At 38.9% G+C, this 15,438-nt stretch carries 10 protein-coding genes; 9 read left to right on the top strand and 1 reads right to left on the bottom strand.

What is annotated here, in order from left to right; translation table 11 throughout:
* Window positions 1-4: 4 nt before the first annotated feature.
* On the bottom strand, window positions 5-1,285 hold the full coding sequence (locus tag BLQ87_RS29580; protein ID WP_083362121.1) for a 6-bladed beta-propeller: 1,281 nt from the start codon (window positions 1,283-1,285) through the stop codon (window positions 5-7).
* An 876-nt stretch (window positions 1,286-2,161) separates the two neighbouring features.
* Between BLQ87_RS29580 and BLQ87_RS29575 the strand changes: the two genes are divergently transcribed.
* From BLQ87_RS29575 to BLQ87_RS29525, 9 genes are all read left to right on the top strand, one after another.
* Complete coding sequence (locus tag BLQ87_RS29575) at window positions 2,162-2,461, top strand: efflux RND transporter periplasmic adaptor subunit (RefSeq protein ID WP_143010584.1); 300 nt, start codon at window positions 2,162-2,164, stop codon at window positions 2,459-2,461.
* A gap of 317 nt (window positions 2,462-2,778) precedes the next feature.
* Window positions 2,779-3,267, top strand: coding sequence for a GtrA family protein (locus BLQ87_RS34305; protein ID WP_074612505.1), 489 nt, complete (start codon window positions 2,779-2,781; stop codon window positions 3,265-3,267).
* A 183-nt stretch (window positions 3,268-3,450) separates the two neighbouring features.
* Entirely contained in the window at window positions 3,451-4,434 is a 984-nt protein-coding gene (locus BLQ87_RS29560) for a glycosyltransferase family 2 protein (protein ID WP_074612504.1), read from the top strand.
* A gap of 1,537 nt (window positions 4,435-5,971) precedes the next feature.
* A complete protein-coding gene (locus BLQ87_RS29550; protein ID WP_074612556.1) occupies window positions 5,972-6,571 on the top strand; it encodes an RNA polymerase sigma factor in 600 nt (199 codons plus the stop codon).
* A 106-nt stretch (window positions 6,572-6,677) separates the two neighbouring features.
* Window positions 6,678-7,886, top strand: coding sequence for a FecR family protein (locus BLQ87_RS29545; protein WP_074612502.1), 1,209 nt, complete (start codon window positions 6,678-6,680; stop codon window positions 7,884-7,886).
* Between the two features lie 131 nt (window positions 7,887-8,017).
* Window positions 8,018-11,338, top strand: a complete 3,321-nt coding sequence (locus tag BLQ87_RS29540; protein WP_074612501.1) for a SusC/RagA family TonB-linked outer membrane protein — start codon at window positions 8,018-8,020, stop codon at window positions 11,336-11,338.
* A gap of 10 nt (window positions 11,339-11,348) precedes the next feature.
* Entirely contained in the window at window positions 11,349-12,752 is a 1,404-nt protein-coding gene (locus BLQ87_RS29535) for a RagB/SusD family nutrient uptake outer membrane protein (RefSeq protein WP_172664995.1), read from the top strand.
* A 34-nt stretch (window positions 12,753-12,786) separates the two neighbouring features.
* Window positions 12,787-14,214, top strand: a complete 1,428-nt coding sequence (locus BLQ87_RS29530; protein WP_083362119.1) for a TlpA family protein disulfide reductase — start codon at window positions 12,787-12,789, stop codon at window positions 14,212-14,214.
* 164 nt (window positions 14,215-14,378) lie between these two features.
* On the top strand, window positions 14,379-15,425 hold the full coding sequence (locus BLQ87_RS29525; protein ID WP_074612500.1) for an NAD(P)-dependent alcohol dehydrogenase: 1,047 nt from the start codon (window positions 14,379-14,381) through the stop codon (window positions 15,423-15,425).
* The last annotated feature ends 13 nt before the right edge of the window (window positions 15,426-15,438 follow it).

Below are 15,438 nucleotides of genomic sequence, written 5' to 3'. Positions count from 1 at the left end.
TTAGTTAATTTTTAATAGGCTTTAATTCCACGATTATCGGATTACTTTTCCTACTCTCCTTATCAAAAAAACGAATCAATTCTGGATTGTATGTTATATTTTTGTTGTCATTAAGTTCTTTCATTTTGAAAAAGGCGTAAGCACTGAAATGAGTATATAAATAATTTCCATCGAAAAAATCAAAATTGGAATTGGAAAACCCATTTCTCTCATTCAGGTCGGTAACAGGTAAAAACGACGATAAACTATCAGGTTCTATATGGCTTATCGAAATCAGGTTCTCAGCTTTGAGGTCATAGATAAAAGCGTCATGATAACTTGACTTTCCATATTCTGCAAGCCGAAAGAATAGTTTGGAGTCAATTTTAAGGACATCAGAGACACCTGCAAGTTTTTGATCATTCCGAAAGTATTCCTGGGGCATCTCTTTTATAGTTAAAGCGGTCTGCTCAAAATCAACTGGCAAATGATACATTGCCGGAAATACAACTCTATACTCTACAGTCAGGCTTTGGGGCGTAGCCTTATAGATCTGGTAATCAAAACGCCTTGTGAAGAAAAGCTCATTGTCAATGTAGGAGTTGTTGAGCCTTGCGTCGATATCGGCTATAAATTCGGAATTTTTATATTGATTTTTCTGATATGGGAAATAGCTGTTTAAAATTTTGTTGGCTTTAAAGGATACCAAACCGTAGCAAGTACTATCTTTCGTCGGATAATTGGTTTGAAAAAGAGTCCCTTCAGAAAAGCGATGCATTCTTGAACGAGGAGGTAGCTTGCTGGATTCTTTTCTAACCAATTGACATTCCAAATTGTAAAAAAGGGAATAATCTCCTACAGATACTTGTATTAAAGGAGATTCCTTATCATCAGTTAGTTCCATTTTACCAACCCGGTAAGAAGCATTGAGCCCGGCATCAGTTCTGATTTTTGATCCGCTGACTTTTTTATAGAACTTTCCTGTTTTATTAAATATTAAAATAGATCCGGTTGAGATATCAAGAATTACAAAGTACTTTGAGGTTGTTTCCAGTCGGTCAATATCACTAAAAAAGCTATCCTTACTGGTTTCCAATGGGATGAAATTTACTTTCTCAAATAATTTTGATACGGTGGTACCATTTGCATTTTCGGGGTCAATACGTAATATTTTTATATGGCTTGTGTCAACTGAAGCTGTTTGTCCAAATAAAGAATTTCCACTATTACAAATAAGTAATGTAACTACAATAAAAACAGTTGTTTTATAATTATAAAACAATAGAGAGCATCTCGTTTTTAACATTTAATTTATTATCATGTCTATTAATGATGATTTTATAGAAGTAATTAAAGTAGTTGTATGTAGTAAATATTGAGAGAGTATTTGTTTACTTAAACTTTTCTATGGGTCTAAGTTATATATTACGCGAAATATTTTTCAGCAGGATACTGGACATTTAAGGAATTGCCCGTTATCATTTAGAATTTATTAGTTATCACTAGGAATTCAGATATCCGTTTCGGTAGAAGTGGAGTTGTAACAATAAAATGGACATTCAGTTAAGCTGCAATATTTTGTTTACTTAAGTTTCATCGATAATTCTTCTGGGGACATGTATGCCAATGCTGAATGTAGTCTTTTACGATTGTACTATGTTTCACATATTCAAATATTATGAGCCTTACCTGCTCTTTATTTATAAATAATCTGGTCAAAAATGCAATTCGATCAGCGTATTTGGGCAGAAAAAAAATCCAGTTCGCGGGTAACCATAAGGATGCAATAGAATAAAAGACCACTATCCTCAAAACTTTAAGAATATAATCCGTTAATCAGATATCTAGTTGTAGGGCGGATGCGAATATCAAATGTTTTAACAAGCCAAGTTATCCGGTTTTTTCGTTTTAGAGCGGCCAACTTTCTTAGGATGACGTAAAATTCCGACTCATTTCGATACTATTCTTAACCATACGGCGGTAATTCTTAAAATGGGTTATTGTCATATCTATTCTCTTTATAAAGGATATATATTTGGGGTAATCTACCTGAGTTTCTTATGTGGCTTCATGTGTGTGATTTAAAATTAAAGTATTATTGTTATTAATAGGTTGCATGAATAATATCTGTTTAGATGCTAAGTATACTAAAAGTTTAGAGGGAATTTTACAATGTAGTCGTATGATTGGCGTAAATGCGAGCGTCCGAAATATTGACGGACAACTATTAGGCAGAATGAGCGTAAACGTCGTTGCTCAACAGCTATTATCAAAGCAATTGACCATTCCCAAAAATGTGGTTTTGGACAGACAGGTGAGAAAAGTAGTTTTTATGGTCAATGGTAACAAAGCTTTCTGGAATTACGTAGAAATTGCTTACGAAAATAGTTCGATATATGTGATTAAGTCCGGTCTGAAACCTGGTCGTAACGTCATTTACGAAGGAAATTTCAATCTTACTCATGATAAATTGATGATATGAATTGTGCAATCCTGTTGGAATCACTTAAACAACCTTTTACAAGGATATTATTAAGACCGTTTTCTTTTATAGCTGTGTTCCTGATTTTTCACTTTTTTAATATACAGTTTGAGCCAGGAGGATATACGTCCCTGTTCATGTTGTGTGGTATTGTTATCAGGGCTAAGGCCATGCTCATTTTGGTGACACAGTTTCTACTATTTTGAGTCTGATCCCATTTTTAATCAATGGGGAGGATAAGGGCTTTTGGTTGAGCTTATCTCTGTCTGATCAGGAGAGTGCAGCTGAAAAAAGGCTGTTGTTAAACTAATTATAGAATGATGATGAGTGAACCACATCCGGAATATAAATTGATTTTGCAAAGAATGCTTGATTTGTTTTATCCATTGTTTAAGTCATTTATATCGCATCGTGTTTATCGGTATTTAGCGGTAGGAGGGGTTTGTTTTTTGATCAACTTCTGCGTCTTTCACTTTTCATATTATTTAGTTTGTGCACATGGGAATTATAGGGTCCTCTTTTTAAAGCCTCATAATCAATCCGTCTTGACTTCGCTATGTATTACATTGCCAATTGGCTTTTATTTGAATCGGAATTTTGTTTTTAAGGATTCCATGCTTGAAAAGAACATTCAATTTTTTAGATATATAAGTTCAACGATTATTAATGCCGGCCTATTTGCTTTTCTGATAGATTTTCTGGTCACTAAAGTTCAATGGAATGTAACGCTGATTTATATGTTTGGTGTGTTTGTTGTTCAGTTTTTTAATTATTTTATACAAAGAGATATTTCATTTAATAAATAGTTTTAATTAAGGATTTGGTTCAATTGGTGGTAATAAAGTTAATCTGTGTGAAGGAATTGGATTTATCACTAATGAACGATGGTAAAATTGAAAGAAACGCTCTTGATAGAGCCTTAAAACGACGCAGAGAAACCTCTGGAAAACATACCATAAATCTGTGCATTAAGTAATCAATCATATACCATGAAGATCTGCATTATAGTACCCTGTTTTAATGAAGAAGATAATATTACTCCTTTTTATGACGTGTTGAAATCAACGGTTGAAAAATATAATCATCAAATCCTATTCGTAAATGATGGCAGTACGGATAAAACATTGGAGCGAATCAAAGGATTAGCTAAAATGGATTCCTGTATCCATTTTTTAAGTTTTTCAAGAAATTTTGGCCATCAGAATGCACTTAAGGCCGGGTACGATTACGCGGATGCTGATTGTGTGATTTGTATTGATGCCGATCTTCAGCAGCCTCCCTCAGTTATAGATCAACTGATACAAAAATGGCAGGAGGGGTATGAAGTTGTTTATACCATTAGAATTGATGGAAATGATGTTTCTCCATTAAAAAAGATAACTGCGTTGCTCTTCTATAAGTTTCTGAATTATATTTCTAAAATTGAACTGAAAGCGAATGCGGCAGATTTTAGATTGATTGACAGAAAGGTGTTAAAAGCTGTGAAATCTTTTAATGAACAGAATATATTTTTTCGGGGACTAATTGCCTGGGTGGGCTTTAAGCAGTTTGGACTTGAATATAAGGTTGAACAAAGGTTACATGGTAAAAGTAAGTATCCGTTCAGAAAAATGCTTTCTTTATCGCTTTCGGGAGTAACATCTTTTAGCATTAGCCCATTGAGAGTCGCTTCGGTTATCGGATTTTGCTTTTCAGGCTTATCATTTGTTTATGGGTTTTATGCACTATATCTTCATTTGTATACACAACATACCATACCTGGCTGGACCTCAATGATCATGAGTTTTCTTTTCATAACCGGTTTGCAATTTATTATGATGGGTATTATCGGTGAATATTTGGGGAAAGGACTTATGGAAGCTAAAGGACGACCGAATTATCTGATTAGTGAAGATAGCTTTTCCGAAAGAACCCCTTTTACTGAAGTGAGGACTGCCATAGAGCATCAGGTCGACAGCCATTTTCTAATGTAGATTGATGAACCCTTTAAATCATCATTTTGTACCGAAAAAATGAATAGTTCATGTATCCAGGAATGAACTACTTCAATCGTTATCGAGCGTGTCTTTATATATACAAATTATAGTTTGAATATGAAATTGCAGAAGATCTGTTTAATATTAAAAAAGCCCATTGTTATTCCACTATGCCATCTGCTTTTATTGAGTATTTGTTATTGTATACTTTTTAAATATGGATGGATTAAAATAGCTCCTTCAGATACAAATTTAAACAATTGGGATGCACAATGGTATTATTCCATCATGGAGAACGGATATAGTTATATTCCCGGGCATACCTGTAATATGGCATTTTTTCCTTTGTTTCCCCTTTTTTGGGAACTCCTGAGTCTCTCATCTACAGGGATATCTATTGTTAATGCTTTAATCTTTGCTTTCAGTTACGCTTTTTTAGTAAGCAGACTAGGATTAAATTATAGATATAGTCTGGTTTTAATCTCCATCCCTTCCTTCATTTTTTTTGGATTACCTTATTCTGAATCCTTATTCTTTTTATTTGCTGCCATTCTAATTATAGGCTATAGAACGAATTCCAAAGCTTTTCTGATCATTGGTTTTTTAGGAACCTCACTCATAAGATCTGCCGCAATGATCGCCATTCCGGCAATTATCATCACTGAGATTTTTAGCTGTGATTCCGGGAAAACCCTATCTAAAAAAGTGTCAAATGCACTCATTTGTATTGTTCCCTCGTTTTGTGGCTTAATGTTGTCAGCAATATTACAAGCCAGTCACACAGGGATGTGGTTTTATTTTATAGAAATTCAAAAATATTGGAAAAGGCATTGGCTTGTACCTAAATTTCCTTTGACAACCTATTCGCCAAGTAGGATTTTGGCGATAGATGGCATCGCATTTGTCATTGGGCTATTGTCTATCTATTTTTGTTTTAAATGGAGCTACGAATCCTTAAAAAAAAGTAGAGAACAAAGAACATTTGCGGTAAGTACAATCAGCAGATATGTTTTTTTTTCTGTGTTATACCTGGCGGCCGTGACTGTGTTAGATACTTTTTTTACGTTTGACCGGAATGGTTATACCAGTATTTGGAGTATTAACAGGCATTTATTGTGTACCCCATTTTTTTTGGTTTTTGTAACGTGGTTATTTAAAGAATTTGAGCCAGGTAAAATTGATAAGATGGTGATTATTGGTGTAATTATCAGCGGGATCTATTTCACCGGAGTTTATCAGTATGTTGGAATGGTTACCTACTATATATTATTTTTTACCAGCTTTGTTTTGTTGAGATCGAAATCTAAGATGGTTTTATGTGTAGCTTTTTTCTATCTATTGAATTTCGCAATTCAGCTTCAATTTTTTCAGGACTTTTTGATGGGCAGGTGGATTGCATAAATCATCCCCACTGAATAGTTATATCCCAAAATATTTGCCTATACTTGAATCGGGGGCATTTTGTAAATCTATTTTATTGTTTGCTACTTTTTATAAACTACGCATTGCGCTAAGTATTTAATAAATATTGGTTGTGGAACAGTATGCTGAATTTTCGGAAACAGAGTTGTTGAACCTGATGAAATCAGGGGATCAAAACGCGTTTGAAAAGATCTATAAAGTGTACAGTCTTAAGATCTACTGGAATATATTAAAAATGGTAAAATCAGAAGAGGATGCCAATGAATTATTACAGGATGTCTTTTTCAAGGTATGGGAAAAAAGAGAATTAATTGATCCCGAACAATCTTTTAAATCTTATCTGTTTCAGATTTCAAAATTCACAGTTTACAATTTTATCAGGAAAAAGAACCTCGATAAAAAGCTTAAAGACTATCTCAGTCGGGAAAGTACCGAACTCTATACCCATATTGATGAATCAATTGCCTATAAGCAAAGTGATGAATTTATTAAGGACCTGATCGAACAATTGCCTCCACAAAGGAAACAGGTATATAAACTTTGTAAAATAGAAGGAAAGAGTTATGAAGAAGCAGGGAAGATTCTGGGTATTTCCAGCTCCACCATCAGTGATCATATTGTGAAAGCCACAAAGTTTATTAAAAACAGACATTCATCGCTTGACAATACCATGCTATTGGCAGTAGTTTCAATTCTCTTTCTGGATATCTAATTTTAATTATCTGTATTTCAGTGTCTTGTGATTTAGTTGCTGGTAATTTAAATTTGGAGCAGAGGACAGCTGCTTTTCAAGTGTATTATCATTAAAACCTCAGACTTTGGATAACTTAGATCAACTTAGAGCATCATTTTTCAAATACGTTAACCACCAGGCGGATATAGAGGAAGCGCGGTTGTTTCTGGAGCATTTGAAATCCGGAAAGGATCAGGAAGAACTATTAAGTTTAATAGAAGAATGTCTGGATAGTCCTGTTGCGGAAGAAGTGACGGTCATGCCGGAGGTATTAGCTGCTTTAGATCATTCTTATAATGCAGTCAAAAGTCGGATCAATGCCCTTCCCAAAAAACGCAAATTGTTTTCATTTCCCCGTATTGCTGCAGCGGCGGCAATATTGTTGGTGACGACTGCTGGATTGCTGTTCTATCTCGCCAATTCGGCACCAGGAATTCAGGATACTTCTACTTATGCAAATGACGTTAGTCCTGCCCAAAATGGGGCGACACTTATACTGGCCAACGGGAAGAAAATAAGGTTATCTGAAGTGTCAAAGGGAGAGCTGGCCAAGGAGGGGGGAGTGATCATCAGTAAAACGGCAGACGGACAGCTAGTGTATCACATACAAAATCAAGAGAAGCAGACCGGAAACCAAATAAATACACTTTCCACTCAAAATGGAGAGACTTATATGGTGGTACTTCCTGATCAATCAAAAGTCTGGCTCAACGCCGGTTCAACTTTAAAATATCCTTCTAAATTTTCTGAAAAGGAAAGGGTAGTTCAGTTAACCGGAGAAGCTTATTTTGAAATTGCCAAAGCTAAATTACCTCATTCCCGACTGGCATTGCCTTTTAGTGTGCAGACGACCTCACAAACCGTGGAAGTGCTGGGCACCCATTTTAATGTCAACGCTTATGCGGATCAGCCTGATACGAGAACTACTTTGCTGGAAGGTTCGGTTCATATCGCTCCCCAATTTGCTAAAGACAAAGGAGTAATGCTGGTGCCTGGACAGCAATCTGTACTGAAAGATAAAGATCGTATTGCAGTGAGGGAGATTAACCTCAATAAAGCAATCGCATGGAAGAATGGAAAATTCGTTTTTGATAATGAAAGTATAGAAGATATTATGCAAGAATTGTCTCGTTGGTATGATGTAGAAATTAAGTATCAGGGTGATGTCAGTAACCGGATCTTCACTGGTAGCATGAGCCGGAAAATGGGCCTTGCAGCAATCCTGACTAAAATTTCCTATACCGAAGCCGTTCATTTTAAAATTGAAGGAAGGAGGGTGACCGTCATGCCGTAGTTTTACCAGCTGAGGGCAGCCGGGAACAAAAAAACGGGAGTGCTTCGACCTACTCCCGTTTTGACGCCTGGTCTGCTGTATTAAAATCTTTTGGGAGAAATCAATCAACTATTACCAAACAACCAAAACTAATGAAAATTAACCATTATTTGGCAGGGTACTGCATGCGCAGTTATTCCCGTCAGGTTTTAAGAATTATGAAGCTAACCACACTCATAATCATCACTTGTCTGCTGCAGCTCAGCGCTGCCAGCCGCGCACAAATTTACCTGAAAGCAGATCGGATCTCCTTACAAAATGTACTGGAATCCATCAGCCGGCAGAGTGGGTACGATTTTGTCTATTCGGTACCGGATCTTAAAGATCTGAAGCCTGTAAGTCTGAACTTAAAAAACGCAGACCTGGAAACAGCTTTGAAGATTTGTTTCAAAGATCAGCCTCTGGTATTTGATATCGCAGACCGTACGGTAGTTATCAAGAAAAAGAAACTCAGCTTGCTGGATCGGATTGTCAGCTATGTAGAAGATAAGGAGATTGACATTAAAGGAACGATTGTCGATGAGACAGGTAAGCCCTTGCCCGGGGTCAATGTGAGCATTAAAGGAAGCACGACCATTGTACGGACAAATGCTTCCGGAGTTTTTAACATTCGGGCGGATATCGGCAGTACATTGGAAATTACCTGCATTGGGTATAAAAAACAGGAGATTTCTGTGCAGGCCAAAACGCTTATTATTCAATTGATACAAGATATTGGTAACCTGGATCAGGTACAGATCATCGCCTATGGCGCGGTTTCAAAACGTTTAAATACGGCAACTGTAGGTACGGTGACGGCAGAAACATTGGCGCAACAGCCGGTTAATAATGTATTGAGTGCATTGAATGGCCGTTTGTCAGGAGTGCGTGTAACTAGTAATGCGGGAGGAGTTGCCGGTGCCGGGATCTCGGTAAAAGTAAGGGGAGATAATTCCTTCGGAATCTTCGGCTCGAGTTCGGGAGACCCTTTATATGTGATCGATGGAATTCCACAGGCATCCGGAACACGTTCTGACTCACAAAACAGCAATTCCAATATCAAAGGCTTGACTGGTGCTACCAATATGTTTAGCATTTTGAATATGGAAGATGTGGAGCAGATCGATGTGCTTAAAGATGCGGATGCAACTGCGATTTATGGGGCCAGAGGCGCAAACGGAGTGGTGCTGATCACGACTAAAAAAGGAAAGGCAGGCAGGGTGAAAATAAATGTAGATCTGAATGCAGGTGCAGGGAAAGTTGGGCATTATATCCCGATGATGAACACGCAGCAATACCTGGAACTTAGAAGAGAGGCTTTTAAAAATGAAGGAATCACCCCTACAGCAGAAAACGCACCTGATTTAACGAGCTGGGACCAAAATGCTGATACTGATTTTCAACGCAGGTTGCTGGGCGGTACTGCTGCCATGCAAACAGCTAATTTAAGTGCTTCAGGTGGCTCTGATCTTGTAAATTACTATATCGGGTTAAATTATCGTAAGGAAGGAACGGTGATTGCTAAAAATCAAAATGTGAACAGGGTTGGCGGACTCATCAATATCGGTTTTACCTCAGCAAACCGCAGGTTCAATGCGCAGATTTCAACCAATTATGCGGTAGAAAAAAGTAACATGACCTCAGATCCGTTTTATGTCGAGATGATCGCTTTACCGCCAAATTTTTCGCTTTATAAAGCGGATGGCACTTTAAACTGGGATAATAACTTTGACAATCCAATGGCTTCATTATTGAGTGTTTATACTGCCAATAATGCTTTCTTATCTGCAAATACAAATCTTAGTTATAAAGTAGTTACCGGATTGACCTTAAGGGCGACTGCAGGATATACGTTAAACCGGTTGGAAAATTCATTCCGGATTCCGGCAGTGAGCAATAATCCGGTAGCTCCGAAAGCAAGCTGGGCCTGGTTTGCTGATTCTCCAAATAGTAATTATACCATTGAACCACAGATTGAATATACGGCCATGACCGGCCCCGGAAAACTGACCGCCCTGCTGGGAGGAACCTTTAGCGAAGCCATTTCAGAATACACTAAAATGAAGGGCGAAAACTATACCTATGATAGCCAGCTGACTAATATTGAAGGTGCAGGTCTGGTGACTACAGAGTTTGATGAGCAGAAGTACCATTATGCTTCGTTATTTGCACGTTTAAATTACGACATCCAGAATAAATACCTGCTCAATCTTACCTATCGCAATGATGCTTCTTCCAGGTTTGGTACCAATAACAGATTGGCGAATTTTGCCGCGGTAGGCGCTGCGTGGCTTTTTTCTGAGGAAAAGTGGATTAAAGAAAACATTTCTTTTTTGAGTTTTGGTAAGCTAAAGATGAGCTATGGTACTACAGGTAACGACCGGATCGACAATTACCGCTATCTGCGTACCTATAGTCCGGGGCTTAATCCCTATCAAAGTATAAGTACGCTTAAACCAAGTTCTGCCGCAAATCCGAACCTCAAATGGGAAAGCACCAAAAAAGCAGAGCTGAGTCTGAGTCTTGGTTTTTTCAAAGACAGGATCCTTTTTAATGGAAATCTTTATCGCAACCGTTCTTCGAATATGCTCAATTTAACGGCATTGGCTTCACAGTCGGGTGGTGGTGGATTGATCACCAATCTGGATGCCGTTGTGCAAAATAAAGGATTGGAACTGGAACTGAATACCCGGAATATTACCGGGGGTGATTTTGGTTGGAACAGCAGCTTTAATGTCTCTTTTGAACGTAATGTATTGCTGAGCTTCAAGGACAAGGATAAGGCAACTTTGGGCGCTTATTATGTAGTTGGCGAAGCTGTGGATGCTTTTCTTTACAGGTCTAAATTTAAGTTTAATGGCATTGACCCGGTAACAGGTGCGCCAACCTATGCCGATCTGGATGGACAACCTGGAATGGGGGTAGGCGACCAGTATGTTGCTGGCTTAGGACATCCATTTTATGGAGGGTTGAACAACAGTTTTACTTATAAAGGGCTCAACCTTGATGTGTTTTTTAAATTTGAAAACAGTAGAGGGGTCATCAATATATTACCTTATGGCATTGCGCCGGGGGGGCTGATGAATCAGAATCAATCCGTATTGGACAGGTGGAAGAAAGATGGAGATACGGGGACACAGTGGCCCCTGGCTGTAACTGGCGCCGGTGCTGCAAGCGCTGCATATGGACTCCTGCCTTCTTCTGATTTTACCTGGGGAAATACGAGTTACATCAAGCTGAAATCAGTAAACCTGAGCTATAACCTGCCTAAGCGCTGGCTGGAAAAGGCCAAGTTTCAGCAGGTAAAATTGAGCCTGCAAGGGTTGAACCTGTTTAGCATTACTAAGAACAAGTATGTGCTGGACCCTGAATTTGGACCAAATGTCTACCCAGGCCTGCGTACATGGATGTTGGGTATCAATTGTACACTTTAATCTTATAGAAATGAAATTAGTCAATAAAAATATAGGTGCTTACCCCTTGTATATCAGTATTCTGGTTTTATTCAGTGTGTTGGTTTCCTGCAAGAAATTTGTAGACGTTTCCCCTCCGGATGGCATGTTGGATTGGGAGACTACTTTTAACAACGAGGGGTCTGCGACCGCTGCCGTAGTGGAACTTTACCCAGCTTATGATAAAGATGTTTTGCCCTTTCTCAGTTATTTATGTGGGCTTTCCGCTGATGAATTGGTCTCTACTACCACTGCATCTGCTGAATTCTTAAATAACAGCATTACCATTACAAATACTAACAATTCTTCTGACTTATGGGCTACCGCTTTTTCGAACATCCGTAAATGTAACCTGGCTATAGAAGGACTGAATCGTTCCACGAATTTAACTACAGGAATAAAGAATCAGCTGTCGGGAGAGATGAAGTTTATGAGGGCAGCATTGTTGTTTAACTTATTGAATTTGTATGGGAAAATACCTTTACCGTTATCAATCGATGAGCTGGAAAATGCGAAGTTGCCGCGTGCCGGAACAGAAGAAGCCTGGTCGAAAATCTTAACCGATCTGCAGTCGGCAAAAGCTTTGTTGAAAGCAGAATATCCTTCTGCAGAACGGGCAAGGGTAAATAAATATGCCGCATCAGCCTTATTGGCCAGGGCATATCTCTATCATAAAGAATGGGCAAAAGCAGAAGCTGAAGCTTCTGAAGTGATTGGTTCGGGCTTGTACACGTTAGGTAATCCAACAGGAACTTTTAAGAAAGGAAGTAATGAAACGATCCTGCAGCTGTATGCTCAGACCGGCAGAAGTCCGCTTGCCACTTATTACGTTCCAGGTAATGCAGGCATAACGCCAAGATACTTCCTAAGAGCAGGTTTTGATCTGGCTTTTGAAAAAAACACTGCTGGAGTGGATGATTTGCGCAAGAGCAATTGGACAGGTAAAAATAATGCAGGCGTCTATTACGTCAACAAGTATAAGATCCTGACGGGAAGTGGAGATGAATATAGTATTTTCCTCAGGCTTGGAGAACTGTATCTGATCCGTGCCGAGGCCCGCGCACAGCAGAATAAGCTTAATCGATCAGGCAGTGCAGAGACAGACCTGAATGTGATCAGAGCACGGGCCGGGCTGGAAGATAAGACAGGCCTGAACAAGGCTGCTATGCTGGCTGCGGTAGAACAGGAGCGTAAGCTGGAACTATTCGGCGAATATCCGCACCGTTGGTTTGACCTGAAACGCAGCGCTGGTTTTGCTGACGCTTCTAAAAGCAGGGCGGATGAAGTACTGATGCCACTAAAGGGGGCTTTTTGGCAATCTACAGACGTGTTGTTTCCAATTCCTTCAGGTCAGATCAGAGTAAATCCTGCCCTGGATCAAAACGCGGGTTATTAACCAGTTTCTAATAATTTAAAAAATCAAAAAAAATATGATCAGAAAGATATTATTCATGTTGACACTTTGCCTGGGCGCAAGTGTGGCATTTAGACAAAAAAGTGAGGTAATTGTAACAGTTAAAGCTACTGCTGCAAAGGCAGATTCCATCTGGGTATCAGATCCAGCAAAGGGGAAAGTGTTTTTTGTGAAACCAAATAAAGAAGGAGAATTCCTATTGTCATTTGCCTCCGATTTCCCACGCACGATAAAATTTGGAATTGATCATCCAAAAAAATGGAGCCTCAGCTTGTTCCTGGAGGAGGGAGATCAGTTAAGTGTGGCAACTGATTTTGATCAGAATACATCGTTTTTGGGTAAGGGAGCTGAAAATGCCAGTGTATTAGAGGAATGTACAAGAGCTTATGTTTCTGCTTATAATAAGAAAGAGCAGGAAATTGGTAAGAAAATATTGAGCCCGGCAGACGCTATTGACACTTATTACGGGCTTGGGCAGATTTCGATAAATACACTGGAAGCCAATAAGCAAAAAGTCAGCCCGGCATTTTATCGGGATAAATCTGTTTCCTTTTTATATCAAAAACTAAACATGCCGGTGATACTTCCAAAATTCTACGCCATGTCAGGGAAAAAACTTTCTGAATGTATTCCTGCCAGCTATTGGAATTTAGAAAAAGAGGTAAAAATAGATGATGAACTTCTTTCAAATTCTGACTACTCTGGATTTATGACAAGTGTTTTTCCTGTTTTTTTGAGCTTTCAGGAAAGGTTTAAGCGGGGAACACTAGACAGTGTGATCTCGGCTGAGGCTGAGACCAGGCTTAAATTGAATCTGGTGGAAAAGATGTACACTGCCAAAGTTAAACATGTCGTCATTATGGGAATCATCAAATCTGCACTAAATAGTTCAAAAAAATTGACTGAGGTTAAGCCTTTAGTCGACGAGTATAGTGCTAAATATGCGACTGAAGCTGAAGCAAAAGACTTGCAGGAGACTTACCGCAAACTGGACAATTTATCCGCAGGAAAAACCCCTCCTCCCTTTACGCTAAAGGACCTGAACGGTAAGGATGTAACCTTAAAAGATTTTGCAGGTAAAGTGGTGTACATGGATTTCTGGGCAAGCTGGTGCTCTCCATGTCGTTATGAGATGAAGAATGGTAGTCCTAAATTACATGCGAAATTTAAAGACAATAAGGATGTTGTTTTTCTTTATGTGAGCCTGGACAGTAAGGTTGATGCCTGGAAAAAAGCGATTAAAGATGATAAAATAGAAGGTGTTCACCTGCTTTCTCAGGCGAAGTCAGGCGTGGATAGTGCAGTAGGGAAGGCTTTTAATATCAGTGGCATTCCGCGTTACGTGATCATCGGTAAAGATGGAAAGATCTTTGACAATGATGCGCCGAGACCGAGTCAGGACATCACTCAGAATAAAATTAATGAGGCTTTAGCTGCTAAATAGAAAGAGCAGTAACAGGAATCCAGTTGAGCAATTTGCATTAGCCTGTTGCCCGACTGGATTTTTTAGTGCAGAGCATATGTCTGAGCTGTTAACAATGAATGAAAATACCGCAAACATTTTTCCTATTTTAGGTATTATATTATCCTAACTAATCAAAACATCATATGACCCTAGTAAAAGCATATGCCGCTCAGAAAGCAGATAAACCACTTGAACCTTATCAGTTAACCCGTCGTGAGCCAGGTGCCGACGATGTGGAGATCAAAATTTTATACTGTGGCGTATGCCATTCGGATATTCATACTGCAAGGAATGAGTGGGGAGGTACAATGTATCCAACGGTTCCCGGACATGAAATCGTTGGAAAAGTAAGTCGTGTTGGCGGCAATGTGACGCGTTTTAAAGTGGGTGATACGGTAGGTGTAGGCTGTTTTGTAGATTCCTGCGGTCATTGCAACAATTGTAAAGACCATCAGGAACAATACTGTGAAAACGGGCATACCCAGACCTATAATTCCTTTGAACAGGATAAAAAAACAATTACTTACGGTGGTTATTCTACCCATATTGTGGTGACACAAGGTTTTGTGCTGAATATTTCGGATAAGCTTCCTTTAGAAAAAGTTGCGCCTTTGTTGTGCGCAGGAATTACAACTTATTCTCCATTGAAATATTGGGGCGTGAAAAAGGGTGATAAACTGGCGGTTGTAGGATTGGGTGGCTTAGGACACATGGCTGTTAAAATTGCTTCTTCTATGGGTGCTGAGGTAACGATGTTGAGCCGTTCTCCGGGAAAAGCAAAGGATGCAGAGGAACTAGGGGCACATCATTTTGCCCTGACTACAGATAAAGAAAAAATGAAGGAGTTGGCGAATAGCTTCGATTTTATCATAGATACGGTTTCTGCCGAACATGATTATAATGAATACCTGGCCCTGCTGGGTACGAATGGTGTGATGATTTTGCTTGGCGTTCCGCCAACACCATCGGATGTGCAGGCATTTCATTTGATTTTTGGACGTAGGAGCCTGGTGGGATCACTGGTAGGAGGAATCAAAGAAACTCAGGAAATGCTGGACTACTGTGCAGAACATAACATCACTTCTGATGTAGAAATGATCCGTATGGACCAGATTAATGAGGCTTATGAAAGAACTTTAAAAGGAGACGTTCATTATCGTTTCGTGATTGATATGGCTTCCATAGATTAGGAATAAACACGTA

The organism is Pedobacter steynii (assembly GCF_900103665.1).
Classification (GTDB): domain Bacteria; phylum Bacteroidota; class Bacteroidia; order Sphingobacteriales; family Sphingobacteriaceae; genus Pedobacter; species Pedobacter steynii.
Note: the sequence above shows the minus strand (reverse complement) of the source record. Positions and strands in the feature narration are given on the sequence as shown.